Genomic DNA, 14,684 nt, shown 5'->3' with positions numbered 1-14,684 from the left:
TAGAGCGAGGCATCATCACTTTAGCAACACAGGCTTAGCTTCCGGGCCGTGCGCGCCCGAAGCCAGATTTCCATATCCTCCTCAACTTAAAGACTAAGACTGTCATGAAAAAGACGAAAATTGTTTGTACTATCGGTCCGAAAACCGAATCCGAAGAGATGTTAAGCAAAATGCTGGACGCGGGCATGAACGTGATGCGTCTGAACTTCTCTCATGGCGATTATGCAGAACACGGTCAGCGTATCCAGAACTTGCGCAACGTGATGAGCAAAACTGGTAAAAAAGCCGCTATTCTGCTTGATACTAAAGGACCAGAAATCCGCACCATTAAACTGGAAGGCGGTAACGACGTTTCGCTGAAAGCGGGTCAAACCTTCACTTTTACCACCGACAAATCCGTGGTCGGTAATAATGAAATCGTTGCCGTCACCTATGAAGGCTTCACCAGCGACCTGAGCGTTGGCAACACCGTCCTGGTTGACGATGGTCTGATCGGTATGGAAGTGACCGCCATCGAAGGCAATAAAGTAATTTGTAAGGTGCTGAACAACGGCGATCTGGGCGAGAACAAAGGCGTTAACCTGCCGGGCGTTTCTATTGCTCTGCCGGCGCTGGCTGAAAAAGACAAACAGGACCTGATCTTCGGTTGCGAACAGGGCGTTGACTTTGTTGCGGCGTCCTTTATCCGTAAACGTTCTGACGTTGTCGAAATTCGCGAGCATTTGAAAGCCCACGGCGGCGAAAACATCCAGATTATCTCTAAGATCGAAAACCAGGAAGGCCTGAACAACTTCGATGAAATTCTCGAAGCTTCCGACGGCATCATGGTTGCGCGTGGCGACCTGGGCGTAGAAATCCCGGTTGAAGAAGTGATTTTTGCGCAGAAAATGATGATCGAAAAATGTATCCGCGCACGTAAAGTCGTGATCACCGCGACTCAGATGCTGGATTCTATGATCAAAAACCCGCGTCCGACCCGTGCAGAAGCAGGCGACGTTGCGAACGCCATCCTCGACGGTACGGATGCGGTTATGCTGTCCGGCGAATCCGCAAAAGGGAAATACCCGCTGGAAGCCGTTTCTATCATGGCGACCATCTGCGAACGTACCGACCGTGTCATGAACAGCCGTCTGGACTACAACAACGACAGCCGTAAACTGCGCATTACGGAAGCAGTATGCCGCGGTGCGGTAGAAACTGCCGAAAAACTGGAAGCGCCGCTGATCGTGGTAGCGACCCAGGGCGGTAAATCCGCTCGCGCCGTGCGTAAATACTTCCCGGACGCCACCATCCTGGCATTGACCACCAATGAAGTGACTGCCCGTCAGTTAGTACTGAGCAAAGGCGTGGTATCGCAGCTGGTGAAAGAAATCAATTCTACTGATGATTTCTACCGTCTGGGCAAAGATGTCGCCCTGCAAAGCGGCCTCGCCCAGAAAGGCGACGTCGTAGTGATGGTCTCCGGCGCGCTGGTTCCAAGCGGCACCACTAACACCGCCTCTGTTCACGTACTGTAATAATTGTTGTGTGAATTAATTTGTTTAAAAAAGCGCCCTTCCGGCGCTTTTTTTATTTAATCGATAGCCACTATTAATAAAAAAATCAAATCGGATTTTACTATCTAATTGCGGATTATCTAAGAAGAATCCGATGGAAGCCCCCTGTTTTCTTTCGGTTTTTTAGGGACTTTCATGCATTTCGATGCTTCTTTGAGCGAACGATCAAAAATAAGTGCATTCCCATCAAAAAAATATTCTCAACATAAAAAAGTTTGTGTAATACTTGTAACGCTACATGGAGATTAACTCAATCTAGAGGGTATTAATAATGAATCGTACTAAACTGGTACTGGGCGCGGTAATCCTGGGTTCTACTCTGCTGGCTGGTTGCTCCAGCAACGCTAAAATCGATCAGCTGTCTTCTGACGTTCAGACTCTGAACGCTAAAGTTGACCAGCTGAGCAACGACGTGAACGCAATGCGTTCCGACGTTCAGGCTGCTAAAGACGACGCAGCTCGCGCTAACCAGCGTCTGGACAACCAGGCTACTAAATACCGTAAGTAATAGTACCTGCGTAATAAAAATGGCGCACATCGTGCGCCATTTTTTTGTCCGTCGTTTGCTGCGAAGGCTACTGCGTCGCGCGCGTTTGCCCCTCTTCCCCGACAAAACCGTTCTGAGCGGATTCGACTGCGGTCGTATTTACCGCTGGCGTCTGCCCGGCGCTCACACTGACAGGATACCCGGCTCGCCGGTATAGCGCCTTATCGACCAGGCGACTATCCACCCCTTGCGCGTTTCTGAATGCGGTAAATTCCGCAGGCAACACGTAGGGCATCGTCTGCACGTTTTGCTCTTCTTCCGGCGATAGCGGCCTGTGTACCTCTACATAACGAATGCCATTCGGCTCGACAGAGAATTTCACCGGCTGGTTAATCACTTTTACCGGTGTCCCCGTTCTGACCTGCGCAAATAACGCTTTGATGTCCGGCGCGTTCATGCGAATGCAACCGGAACTCACGCGCAGACCCACGCTATCCGGCGCGCTGGTGCCATGAATGAGATATTCCCCATTACCGTGCGCCAGACGCAGCGCATAGCGTCCCAGCGGGTTATTTGGCCCGGCAGGGATCACCGGCGGCAGCGTGATCCCCCGCTCAAGCGAACGTTGGCGTATGCCCGCCGTCGGCGTCCACGTCGGGTTGGGGATCTTTTGCCCTATCCGGGTGTCCATGACGGGAGTTTCCAGTCCCTGCAAACCGATGCCGATGGGATATACCTGAACGCGGTTTTCTCCCGGCGGATAATAATACAACCGTAGCTCCGCGAGGTTGACGATAACGCCTTCCCTGGGCGCATCCGGCAATAGCATCTGCGAGGGAATGGTAATTAGCGTACCGGGCTTAGGCACCGGCGCAATCGTATTGTTCGCTTCAAGAATGAGCATCGCCGCCGTATCAAAACGCCGGGCGATAGCCTGCAGGTTTTTATCACCTTCCTGTACGGTATAGGTTTGATTCTGACCAATAAGACGGCTGCCTTCGGGCGGTAATGGATAATCAACCGCCCAGGCTGCCTGTAACGCGCTATACGCGCCGATAATAGCTAGAGTAATGAAAGACGCACGTTTCATACCAAACCTCCTGTATTCCTGGTGATGTCCTCTGCGACGGCTGATAGCGCTTCGCTTATCAGAACAACAAAATACACGCTCTGTCCCCTCTGGATAAAGCGACGCCGCCGTCCGACAAAGGATTTGACATCAGGTAGAACGCTGTCTGTACAGTTTAGCTAAGAGTGGCGGCCTTAGCGCGAATTGCGCGAATCATTGCTTCCAGCCCCTGAGAACGAGAAGGCGTGAGGTGCTGTGTAAGCGCCATTTTTTCGAACCATGGCCGGACATCAAAATGCACAATATCCTGCGCCGTCATTTGGTGGTACAAAATAAATACCACCGCCATAAGGCCTTTAACGATCGCCGCGTCGCTGTCGCCCTGCAATTCGATAATGCCGTTGGCGTTTCGCCGCATCACTATCCACACCTGGCTCTGACAGCCATGAATCGTATTTTGCGGATTGCGATCCTGCGGATTTAACTCCGCCAGGCGCTGCCCCAACTCAATAATATATAAATATTTCTCTTCCCAATTAGCGCAACGCGTAAAGTTACGCAGCAATTTTTCTTTATCCGGTAGCGCAGCCATAAAACCTCACTGTTATCCCAATAAGCGGTGGATACGCGTTAATCCTGCCACCAGTCGGTCCACTTCTTCATGGGTGTTATACATCGCCAGCGAAGCCCGGCACATTGCCGGCACGCCATACCAGGCCATGAGCGGCATCGCGCAGTGATGCCCCGTTCGTACCGCGATACCGTAATTATCAAGAAAGCTGCCGACGTCATAAGCATGGTGTTTACCCAGATTAAACGCGATGACGCCCAACCGCTGCGCCGGACCATACAGCGTGATATCAGGCACCTGCGCCAGTTGCTCCAGCGCATAGCGCATCAGCATCTGCTCATAATCGCCAATCTTATCCAGTCCCAGCGACGTCACATAGTCAATTGCCGCGCCCAGACCGATGATGCCGCCAGTATTCGGCGTTCCCGCCTCAAAACGCCAGGGCGCTTTCGCCCATGTCGTTCCCTGCGTCAGGCTGACGGTCGAAATCATCGACCCGCCCCCTTCCCACGGCGGCATTTCTTGCAGCAATGCCTCTTTAACATACAGAATGCCGATGCCGGTCGGCCCGTAAAGTTTATGGCCGGAGAAAACGTAAAAATCGCAGTCCAGCGCCTGGACGTCAACAGCATGGTGCATCACGGCCTGGGCGCCATCCACCAGCACTTTCGCCCCATGCTGGCGCGCCAGCGCAATCATGTCCGGCAGTGGGTTTTCCGTCCCCAGCACATTGGAAACGTGGGTAATGGCCAGCAGTCGGGTCCGGTCATCGAACAGCGCAGCTAAGGTCTCCAGCCGCAGCGTACCGTCAGGATGCAATGGGATCACGCGCAGTTCGGCGCCTTTGCGCTCGCACAGCATCTGCCAGGGAACGATGTTGGCGTGATGCTCCATCTCGCTGATAATAATGTTATCCCCGGCGCGAATATTTTCCGTTCCCCAACTGTTGGCGACAAGGTTAATGCCCTCCGTCGTACCGCGCACGAACACCAGTTCTTCTGCGGAGCGGGCGTTAATAAACCGCGACGCCTGCTTACGCACATTCTCCATGCTTTCGGTCGCCTGTGCGCTTAACGTATGGATACCTCGATGTACCGCAGCATAGCCGTGACGGTAGAAGGCAGATTCAGCGTCAATCACCTGATTGGGTTTTTGAGCGCTGGCTGCACTGTCCAGGTAAGCCAGCGGCAGGCCGTTAACTTCACGCTGCAGTATGGGAAAATCCGCCCGTACTTTTTCTACAGGAAATGTCATACCAGGCCTCCGGGCAGTCGCTGGCCGATTCGCGCCAGCACCTGCTGTTTAAGGGCGCTATCATGGATAGCTTCCGTTAACTCTGCGGCAAACGCGTAAAGAATCATGTGCCGCGCCTCCTGCTGCCTGATGCCGCGTGATTGCAGATAAAACATCTGCTCATCGTCAATACGCCCGATCGTCGCGCCGTGGCTGCACTTCACGTCATCGGCATAGATCTCTAATTGCGGTTTGGTATCGACTTCAGCCAGTTTCCCCAACAACAGGTTATTATTGGTCATCTGGCCGTCGGTTTTAATGGCGTGTTGCGCCACGTTGATCAGGCCATTAAAGACCGCGCGTCCTTTGTCGCTGACGATGGTCTTGTGCAACTGGCGGCTGTTACAGTAACCTTTGTTATGTTCCAGCCATGTCCGCGTATCGCAGACTTCATTTTTCACCGGCATCGCCAGACTATTCAGTCGAAGCGTCGCGTTTTCACCATTCAGTTGTGAGCTGCTGTGGTGACGTAGTACTGCGGCGCCCAGCAGAAAACTGTGGCTAAACGCCGAGGCGTCTGTCGCCAGCAGAAGATCGTTATGCGCAAAGTGATAGCTGGACGCATTTTCAAACGCCAGTTTGATATGGCACAGTTGCGCATTGTCTGCAACGTTCATCGTCAGACGCGCGCCGGTAAAATGTTTTGCCGCTGTAAGGCTGACATAATGCTCAATAACCGTCGCTTCCGCGCCTTCCGCCAGCGCCAGATGGTGGCGATAATGCGCGGTATTCAGCTCGTCGCCATCCACACCCTGCGTGATATGCATTAACAGTAACGGCCTGGTCGGACGCTGATTTCGCCGTACCTGTATATACGTGACACATTGCGCCAGGCTTTCCGTCAGATGCAGAAAAACCTCGGGATGTACCGGCGCGGCAAGCGTCTGGCGTTCATCCCTGACGCTAACGTCAAATCCGCTGTTTTGCGTGCTATCACTAAGCTCTGGCATAAACCGACCGTCGACAAACACCAGCCGCACGGCATCGATTTGCAGCGCCAGCGCATCACGCTGTGCGGCGCTGATAGTCGCACACTGCTGGATAAACTGGCTATGGGTTAAGCCCTCCAGCGGCGTGTATTTCCAGTCTTCATGTTTACGCGTCGGCAATCCCAGACGTAACATCTGTTGTAAATGTTGTCTTGCCTGCTCAGTTCGACTTACTCCTTTTTCTTCAAAGAGATGCTGCCATTGCTGTAGCGCTTTACTGCTGTTCGGTAAGCCAGCCATAACCCTGCTCCTCCAGTTGTTTGACCAGAGTAAAATCGCCGGATCGGACAATTCGCCCCTGGTAGAGGACATGGACGTAATCAGGCTTGATGTAGTCCAGTATGCGCTGATAGTGGGTCACGATAATAAAAGCGCGTTTATCGTCGCGTAACGCGTTGACGCCTTCCGCCACAATTTTCAACGCATCGATATCCAGTCCGGAGTCCGACTCATCAAGGATGCACAGTTCCGGCTCCAGCACCGCCATTTGCAAAATATCATTGCGCTTTTTCTCCCCGCCGGAAAAACCGACGTTTACCGAACGGGTCAGCAAATCTTCCGGCATTTTCAGCAATGCGATCTTTTCTTCCATCAGATCCTGAAAATCAAAGCGATCCAACGACGTCTGCCCGCGGTAGGCGCGCACGGCATTCAGCGCGGTTTGCAGGAAAAACTGGTTACTGACGCCGGGGATTTCTACCGGGTACTGGAAGGCCATAAAAATCCCTTCACCCGCCCGTTCCTCCGGCGACAGTTCAAGCAGATCTTTACCTTTGAACGTAACCGAGCCGCCAGTGACCTCGTAATCTTCACGTCCCGCCAGGGTGGCGGAGAGCGTGCTTTTCCCGGAACCGTTCGGCCCCATAATGGCGTGAACTTCGCCAGGGCGAATCTCCAGATTCAGGCCACGCAAAATCGCTTTTTCTTCCACACTGACCTGTAAATCTTTAATGCTTAACATGGGTTTTCCTTCATCATTAACCGACGCTGTGCTCAAGGCTAATCGCCAGCAGTTTTTGCGCTTCAACGGCAAACTCCAGCGGCAGTTCCGAGAAAACGTCTTTACAGAAACCGTTGACGATCATCGAAATAGCGTCTTCTTCGCTGATACCGCGTTGCAGACAATAGAAAAGCTGATCTTCACCGATGCGTGATGTTGTCGCTTCGTGCTCCAGCTGCGCGCTGTTATTGCGACATTCAACATACGGGAACGTATGCGCGCCGCAGTCCGCGCCAATCAACATGGAGTCGCATTGGGTGAAATTTCGGGCGTTGGTCGCCGTCGGCATAATTTTTACCAACCCACGGTAGCTGTTCTGGCTGTGGCCGGCGGAAATGCCTTTTGAGATAATGGTTGAGCGCGTGTTTTTACCGATATGGATCATTTTGGTACCGGTGTCAGCCTGCTGATGTCCACTGGTCAGCGCAACGGAATAGAACTCGCCGATAGAATTATCACCACGCAGAATACAGCTCGGGTATTTCCAGGTAATCGCCGAACCGGTTTCCGACTGGGTCCACGACATCTTGCTGTTTTCCCCTTCGCACAACGCCCGCTTGGTCACAAAGTTCAAAATGCCGCCCGTGTTGTTGTCGCCCGGGAACCAGTTTTGTACGGTGGAATATTTTACTTCAGCATCTTTATGGATGATGACTTCCACTACCGCGGCGTGGAGCTGATAACTGTCGCGTACGGGCGCGGAGCAGCCTTCGATATAACTCACATAGCTGCCTTCATCCGCCACCAGAATCGTGCGCTCAAACTGACCGGTTTTCTCGGCGTTAATGCGAAAATAGGTGGATAACTCCATCGGGCAACGCACACCTTTGGGAACATAGATAAATGTCCCATCGGAAGCGACTGCCGCATTCAGCGCGGCAAAAAAGTTATCGTTCCCCGGCACGACGGTGCCAAGATATTTCCTGACCAGGTCAGGGTGATCGTGTATCGCTTCGCCAAAAGAACAGAAAATAATGCCCTGTTCCGCCAGTTTTTCACGGTATGTGGTCGCTACGGAGACCGAGTCAAAAATCGCATCGACGGCGACCTCTTTCCCTTCGCGAACCGGAACGCCAAGCTGCTCGAAGGCGTCTTCAACCTCTTTACTCAAAAAGGTATTCGCGCCCGTTTGCTGTACGGCTCCCGGCTGGGAAACGCAGTTATCGTCGCAGTTTCCGCATGATGGCGCAGAGTAATAGCTGTAGTCCTGATAGTTCAGTTTATCGTAGTGCGCCTTCAGCCAGTGCGGTTCATCCATGTCCAGCCAGGCTCTATAGGCATTGAGACGAAATTCCAGCATCCACTCAGGTTCGTTACGCTTTGCGGAAATCGCGCGCACCACCTCTTCGCTGATGCCTTTTGCCAGTTCATCAGTGGGTAGTTGCGTGAAAAATCCTTCTTTGTAATTAAGGCGTCCGCCTGTCCAGATGCCGACCTCTTCCGTTGCTTCAGTATTACGAGACATAGTACCGCCTATACCCCAAAACTTTCGCCGCAGCCGCATTCATTCTGGGCTTTGGGGTTATGAAATTTAAATAACTGGTTCAGCCCTTCCTGTACGTAATCCACTTCTGTTCCGTCAATAAAAGGCATCGCCTGTAACGGTGCGAAAAGCTTTGCGCCTTCGGCTTCAAAAACCAGATCGTCTTTATCCGGCTCCCGAACGGTATCCAGAACATAGCCAAATCCGGCACATCCCGTCTGTTTTACGCTTAACCGCACGCCCAACATGCCCGGCTGCTTTGCTGCCAGTTCACGTATGTGCGCTGCCGCCGCTGGCGTTAGCGTCAGCCCTTGCCAGGGGAAGTCCTCCGGGTTAAACGTGTCTGAATGCAATTCCATAGAGTTACCTCGCGTTCTAAATCACCAGGATATAACAGCATGTTAGTGATAATGATTATCACTTCAACCCCTTAACCGCAGGGGCTTTCCAACAAATGGTCATATTGAGCGCCTTTTATTAAGCATAGACCCTGTCCGCCAGGTCATACGATAGACAAAAAATCACTTAACATTTTGATAATTAACGATTTATAAGATGTTAACCGTTCTGACAGGTCAAAAACGAAAAGATGTATAGAAAATGACTATTTAATTAATAGGCTGTCGACATTGTCGAGCGGCGAGGTCAGAACCCCATTTTTTGTATGGATACCTGGCGTTGCGCTCTTTATAATCCGCTGCGGTTCTATAACTCAGTTTGGGCTATAGGTTTATGTAAACTCTTTCCGGCATTTCAGGTGCTGAATGAGGCAAGAGGCTTAAAATATGGTTGTTACGCTCGCGTATATCGCACTTTTTTTGGTTTTCTCGTGGGTCATCTTAAGAATTAATCAAAAAAGCGATTCCCTGTCGAAAAGCGTTTTTATCGCTATCTTTTTAGGGGCTGTTATTGGTTTATCTCTGCATTTAATTTCAGCAAATCACACTAAAACTATTATCGAATGGTACAGCATCGTCGGCAATGGTTACGTCCACCTGTTAAAACTGGTCGCTATACCGCTAATTTTTATTTCTATTCTTTCCGCCATCAATAAACTGGAAAATAGCGCCGGCATCGGAAAAATGTCGCTGACGATCGTCGGATGCATGTTATGCCTGGTGATGGCTGCCGGTTTTATCGGATTACTGACCGCTCATGTGCTGGGGCTTGATGCCAGCGCTTTTGTGCACATGCCGTCAATGTTAACTACGGAAGAAATCAATAAGACTGCTGCGGTGTCGATTCCCCAGTTAGTGACATCGCTGATTCCGACTAATATTTTTCTTGATCTTACGGGGGCCAGAAGTGTTTCCGTTATCGGCATCGTTATCTTCACGCTAATAGCGGGGATCGCCCTGTTAAAGGTCAAAAAAGAGGCGCCGGAAGAAGGTCAGAAATTAAGCGCAGGCATTAACGCTATTCAGATCTGGGTCATGAAGATGGTACGTATCGTTATTGCATTAACGCCCTATGGCGTCATGGCATTAATGACTACCGTATTTTCATCATACCGCCTTGAACAATTCGCCAGTTTACTTGGTTTTATCGGTGCCTGTTACATCGCGATTTTCATGATGTTTATCGTGCACGCCATTTTGCTGATCCTCAGCGGTAATAATCCAGCGCGTTATTTCAGAATGGTCTGGCCCGTCTTAACCTTTGCGTTTGTTTCCCGCAGCAGCGCAGCCTCTATCCCGCTGGCCATTTCCGCCCAGGAAAAATTTGGCGTACAAAGCACCATTGCCAATATTTCCGCCTCGTTTGGCTCCAGTATGGGGCAAAATGGCTGCGCCGGGATTTATCCGGCTATTATGGTAGCGATGATTGCGCCCACCATCGGCATTGATCCGCTCTCGCTGCATTTTCTGGCCGCGATGTTGCCTGCCATTGCGCTAGGGTCTATTGGCGTAGCCGGCGTCGGCGGCGGTGGTACGTTCGCGGCGCTGATTGTCCTGTCGACGTTGAATTTTCCCGTTGCGCTGGTCGGTATTTTTATTGCCATCGAACCTATCGTTGATATGGCCCGCACGGCTCTGAACGTTAACGGATCGATGATGTCAGGTGTGCTGGCTAACCGTATTTTGAATAATCATACGGCTGACGACATGCCAGCGGTTATTGACAGACCTTAGTTTTTTACGCGCCCGGAAAAGAAAAACCCTTAAGTCTGTTCAATACAGGCTTAAGGGTTCCGGCCCCATCCGGCGCTTATCTCCGGCACTCTTAATGGCTTAGCTCTTGAAGGGGCATAAGAATAATCTCATAAAGAGAGCGCGCCTTTTTAGCACAAATGGCGATCTGTATTTTTTTTAAACAAAATCAAGAGGATTATCTATTACCTGGGGACAGGGTCTGGTGAGATTGCCTGGTAACATAGCCGGATGGCGGCTAACGCCTTATCCGGCCTACACAGACTTTATTAATGCACGCCCAACCGCCAGGCGAAATAGATCTCTTCTTTCAGTTCGGTTGCAGAGAGGGTGAGGAGATCGGCAAACTCTAACTCCAGCTGTTTTAAACGCTTCAAATACTGCGCGGGAGAAAGTTCGGTTTTATCACGGCGTAAAAATTCAATCGCCAGTTGGGTTGGGTCTAAATCAGTAGACATATCATCCTCGCTTATGTGTAAACGTGCACAGTATATCACCTTTTTCTGCGCACATTTTGACCAAAAGCAATATGCATCACACTTTTATGGTGACAACGTCACACAATCGCCGTAGTAAGGCGCGAAGAACAGCACAGACGTCCCTGTTCATCAAAGATCTCTATCTGCCAGACCTGATGGCGAGCCCCGGTATGCAACGCTTTACAGACGCCTCGTACGCGCCCCTGACGCGCCGACCGTACATGGTTGGCATTCACCTCCAGCCCCACCACCTTTTGCTCCCCCTGCGTACACAGATAGCCTGCGACCGAGCCGATACTTTCCGCCAGCACCACAGACGCTCCGCCATGCAGCAAGCCGAACGGCTGTTTGGTGCGATGATCGACGGGCATTGTCGCTTCCAGCGTATCGTCCCCAATATGCTCAAAGCGGATATCAAGCAGGCCAACCATATTCCCTTCCCCCATCGCATTAAGCGCATCGAGGGTCACTTCACGTTTCCAGATCAACCTATAATCTCCAGTAATGCCTGCAACGGGTGACGCACGCCCGTACCTTCAATGCGTTTAACCTGGCTTCGGCAGGAATAGCCGGTTGCCAGGCAGCGGTTTCGCGGTAGACGTTGCATCGCCTGATGCCAGGATAGCTCATAAATTCCCAGCGAATTTTTATGATTGGTGAGTTCATGTCCATAAGTGCCCGCCATACCGCAACAGCCTACGCTGACATTTTCCAGCTTCGCGCCAAAATGGGCAAAGATGGCGGCCCACTGCGCAGGCGCGCCGGGTAACGCCGTGACTTCCGTACAATGACCAAAAAAGTACCACGGTTCGCCGCTCACCTCGACGGACAGTCTTGCATTTATTTCCTGCGCCAACCATTCATTCACCAACAACACATGAAAATCGCCGCGCTGTTCGCCCAGCGCCAGTTTGTATTCGTCGCGATAACACAGTACCAGCGCCGGATCGACGCCCACCATCGGCATCCCCAACGCGGCGATCCGATTAAGGAACTCAGAGGTTTTTTTCGCCGTTTTCGCAAAGCGATTAAGAAAACCTTTAATATGCTGCGCCTTACCATTCGGTGAGAACGGCAACAATACCGGTCTCCTGCCCAGTTTTTCCGCCAGGCGGATAAAGTCCGCTACGACCCGAGCGTCGTAGTAGCTGGTAAACGGATCCTGAACCACCAGTACCGTTTTCGCTTTTTGCTCGGCGCTCATGCGCTCCAGTTGCTCAAGCGTCATATTGGCAGACGGATGGCCCACCAGTTGCTGTTGCAATGAAGGGGCAGAAAGCAGAGGTAAATCCACCATACCGATATGTTTTTTCGCCAGATTACGAACCACCGGTTGGTTAATAAAAAAGTTAAAGGTCTTTGGCGCACGCGCCATCAGCGGCGCGTAGGTCTCGACCGTCGCCACCAGATGATCGCGTACCGGGCGCAGATAACGCGTATGGTAAAGCTGTAAGAAACGTGAACGAAACTCCGGAACATCGATTTTAATCGGACACTGGGTCGTACAGGCTTTACATGCCAGACAGCCGGACATGGCCTCTTTAACTTCATGGGAAAAATCATACTCGCCTTTGCGTTTGTGCCAGCTATTCCGGGTGCGGGCAATCAGCGTGCGTAAGCTGGCGCGTTTTTCTGGCAACTCCTTTTCCAGTTTCAACGGATCGACGCCGCGATCGGCCAATAGTCGGAGCCATTCCCGCACCAGCGTCGCCCGCCCTTTCGGCGAGTGGATCCGGTTAAGGCTAATTTTCATCGACGGGCACATCGGGCTTTTCGCATCGAAATTAAAGCACAGGCCGTTACCATTACACTCCATAGCGCCGCGCCAGGTCTGCCGCACCGCCAGCGGGATTTGCCGATCCCAGGTGCCGCGTTTTACCGCATCCACCTTCATCATCGGCGCCTCTATCCCCTGCGGTGGACAGATTTTACCCGGGTTAAGTCGATTATGCGGATCAAAAGCCGCTTTTATTTTGCGCAGCTCGCCATACAGGACTTCGCCGAAAAAGGCCGGGCTGTATTCCGCACGAAAACCTTTTCCATGCTCGCCCCACAACAGCCCGCCGTATCTGGCAGTCAGTGCGACGACCTCATCGGAGATCTGTTTCATCAGCAGTTCCTGCTGCGGATCGCACATATCCAGCGCCGGACGCACATGCAGCACCCCGGCATCCACGTGGCCGAACATGCCGTAACTTAAGCCATGACCATCCAGCAGAGCGCGAAATTCGGCGATGTAATCGGCCAGATGTTCAGGCGGCACGCAGGTATCTTCCGCAAAAGGAATCGGTTTGGCTGCGCCTTTCGCATTACCCAGCAGCCCTACCGCTTTTTTACGCATCGCGTAAATACGCTCAATACCCGTCAAATCGGTACAAAGTTGCCAGCCGATCACGCCCGCTTCCGCACGCGCCATCAGGCCATCCAGCCGGTGGCACAGCGCCTCGACCTGCCCGTCAATAAGCGCTTCATCGTCACCCGCGAATTCCACGATATTCAGGCCAAGCATCTCTTTATCCGGCACATCGGTAATCAATTCGCTAACGGAGTGCCAGACAATATCTTCCCGCGCGAGGTTAAGGACTTTGGAATCGACCGTCTCGACGGATAAGGCGCGCGCATCAACCATAAAAGGGGCGTTACGCAGCGCGGAATCAAAGGAGTCGTATTTTACATTCACCAGACGGCGGACTTTGGGTATCGGGGTAATATCCAGCCGGGCTTCAGTAATAAACGCCAGCGTCCCTTCCGACCCCGTTAAGATGCGGGTAAGATCGAAGCGGGTCATGTCATCGTTAAAGACGTGGCGTAAATCGTAGCCTGTCAGGAAGCGATTGAGCTTTGGAAAGCTATCGAAGATAAGTTGACGGTTTTCCAGGCAGGACTGATAGACGGTCTGATAGATGCGGCCTGGCATCGTCGTGTTTTCACCCAGCGTCCGGGCAAGCTCTACGGGCATCGATTGTGTGTCAAGGATATCACCCCCCAACAATACGGCCCGTATGCCTAAGACGTGATCTGACGTTTTTCCATAGACCAGCGAACCCTGACCAGAGGCATCGGTATTAATCATACCGCCAAGCGTGGCGCGATTACTGGTGGAAAGTTCCGGCGCAAAAAAATAGCCATACGGTTTTAGCGCTTGATTAAGTTGATCTTTTATCACTCCCGCCTCTACCCGCACCCATCCCTCTTCAGGATTAATTTCAATAATGCGGTTCATATAGCGGGACATATCAACAATAATGCCCTGGTTTAGCGCCTGGCCATTCGTGCCAGTACCGCCGCCTCGCGGGGTAAATATCAGCGACGTAAAGCGCGGCTCCGCCGCCAGACGGGCAAGAAGCGCGACATCCGCCGTAGAACGGGGAAACACAACAGCATCGGGAAGAAGCTGGTAGATACTGTTATCGGTCGACATTGTCAGACGGTCGGCATAGCTGGTTGCCGTATCGCCCGTAAACCCTTGCTGCTCCAGCGCCTGCAAAAAATTGAGCACCAGCTGAACGACGCCGGGTGCCTGAGAAATTTGTGGAATCATTATATTGACCTTTTCCTGCGGTCTATGTTGTGAACGGTGGCGCCCAACCCGGCGAGCGCGAGCGGT

General features: G+C 52.0%; 13 protein-coding genes. 3 read left to right on the top strand and 10 right to left on the bottom strand.

Going from position 1 to position 14,684, the window contains the following annotated elements; translation table 11 throughout:
* The first annotated feature begins 104 nt into the window (after positions 1-104).
* Together pykF and lpp are read left to right on the top strand one after the other, a co-directional pair.
* Positions 105-1,517: a pyruvate kinase PykF gene (pykF, locus tag J4614_RS01895; protein ID WP_000751447.1), complete on the top strand. Its 1,413-nt coding sequence runs from the start codon at positions 105-107 to the stop codon at positions 1,515-1,517.
* Between the two features lie 310 nt (positions 1,518-1,827).
* Positions 1,828-2,064, top strand: a complete 237-nt coding sequence (gene lpp / locus J4614_RS01890; RefSeq protein ID WP_001082307.1) for a murein lipoprotein Lpp — start codon at positions 1,828-1,830, stop codon at positions 2,062-2,064.
* A 67-nt stretch (positions 2,065-2,131) separates the two neighbouring features.
* Here the strand turns inward: lpp and J4614_RS01885 are convergent, their stop codons facing one another.
* The 7 genes from J4614_RS01885 to sufA all read right to left on the bottom strand — a co-directional run bounded on the left by J4614_RS01885 (position 2,132) and on the right by sufA (position 8,807).
* Complete coding sequence (locus tag J4614_RS01885; protein WP_000817051.1) at positions 2,132-3,133, bottom strand: L,D-transpeptidase family protein; 1,002 nt, start codon at positions 3,131-3,133, stop codon at positions 2,132-2,134.
* A 154-nt stretch (positions 3,134-3,287) separates the two neighbouring features.
* The gene (sufE, locus tag J4614_RS01880) at positions 3,288-3,704 is read right to left on the bottom strand and encodes a cysteine desulfuration protein SufE (protein ID WP_000729470.1); all 417 of its coding nucleotides are present in this window, start codon (positions 3,702-3,704) and stop codon (positions 3,288-3,290) included.
* A 12-nt stretch (positions 3,705-3,716) separates the two neighbouring features.
* Positions 3,717-4,937 carry a cysteine desulfurase SufS gene (gene sufS, locus J4614_RS01875; RefSeq protein ID WP_000143859.1) on the bottom strand — a complete coding sequence of 407 codons (1,221 nt, stop codon included), beginning with the start codon at positions 4,935-4,937 and terminating at the stop codon, positions 3,717-3,719.
* Positions 4,934-6,205, bottom strand: a complete 1,272-nt coding sequence (gene sufD / locus J4614_RS01870; RefSeq protein WP_000907939.1) for a Fe-S cluster assembly protein SufD — start codon at positions 6,203-6,205, stop codon at positions 4,934-4,936. Before sufD ends, sufS begins: the two co-directional genes overlap by 4 nt.
* Complete coding sequence (gene sufC, locus J4614_RS01865) at positions 6,180-6,926, bottom strand: Fe-S cluster assembly ATPase SufC (protein WP_000948904.1); 747 nt, start codon at positions 6,924-6,926, stop codon at positions 6,180-6,182. The genes sufD and sufC overlap by 26 nt, the downstream gene beginning before the upstream one ends.
* 16 nt (positions 6,927-6,942) lie before the next feature.
* On the bottom strand, positions 6,943-8,430 hold the full coding sequence (sufB, locus tag J4614_RS01860) for a Fe-S cluster assembly protein SufB (RefSeq protein ID WP_000089375.1): 1,488 nt from the start codon (positions 8,428-8,430) through the stop codon (positions 6,943-6,945).
* Positions 8,431-8,438: 8 nt separating this feature from the next.
* On the bottom strand, positions 8,439-8,807 hold the full coding sequence (gene sufA, locus J4614_RS01855) for a Fe-S cluster assembly scaffold SufA (RefSeq protein WP_000418969.1): 369 nt from the start codon (positions 8,805-8,807) through the stop codon (positions 8,439-8,441).
* A gap of 426 nt (positions 8,808-9,233) precedes the next feature.
* Here sufA and J4614_RS01850 point away from each other — a divergent pair, with 426 nt between their 5' ends.
* Positions 9,234-10,580: an L-cystine transporter gene (locus tag J4614_RS01850; RefSeq protein WP_086801237.1), complete on the top strand. Its 1,347-nt coding sequence runs from the start codon at positions 9,234-9,236 to the stop codon at positions 10,578-10,580.
* Positions 10,581-10,867: 287 nt separating this feature from the next.
* Here the strand turns inward: J4614_RS01850 and J4614_RS01845 are convergent, their stop codons facing one another.
* The 3 genes from J4614_RS01845 to J4614_RS01835 form a co-directional block, all read right to left on the bottom strand.
* Positions 10,868-11,056, bottom strand: a complete 189-nt coding sequence (locus tag J4614_RS01845) for a YdiH family protein (RefSeq protein WP_001537749.1) — start codon at positions 11,054-11,056, stop codon at positions 10,868-10,870.
* 98 nt (positions 11,057-11,154) lie between these two features.
* Complete coding sequence (gene menI / locus J4614_RS01840; RefSeq protein ID WP_000637926.1) at positions 11,155-11,565, bottom strand: 1,4-dihydroxy-2-naphthoyl-CoA hydrolase; 411 nt, start codon at positions 11,563-11,565, stop codon at positions 11,155-11,157.
* Positions 11,562-14,618 carry an FAD-binding and (Fe-S)-binding domain-containing protein gene (locus tag J4614_RS01835; protein ID WP_115396073.1) on the bottom strand — a complete coding sequence of 1,019 codons (3,057 nt, stop codon included), beginning with the start codon at positions 14,616-14,618 and terminating at the stop codon, positions 11,562-11,564. Before J4614_RS01835 ends, menI begins: the two co-directional genes overlap by 4 nt.
* Between the last annotated feature and the right edge of the window lie 66 nt (positions 14,619-14,684).

Source organism: Salmonella sp. 32031103-2018-00083-FB-01-SM-01 (assembly GCF_017571995.1).
Lineage (GTDB): Bacteria > Pseudomonadota > Gammaproteobacteria > Enterobacterales > Enterobacteriaceae > Salmonella > Salmonella enterica.
Note: the sequence above shows the minus strand (reverse complement) of the source record. Positions and strands in the feature narration are given on the sequence as shown.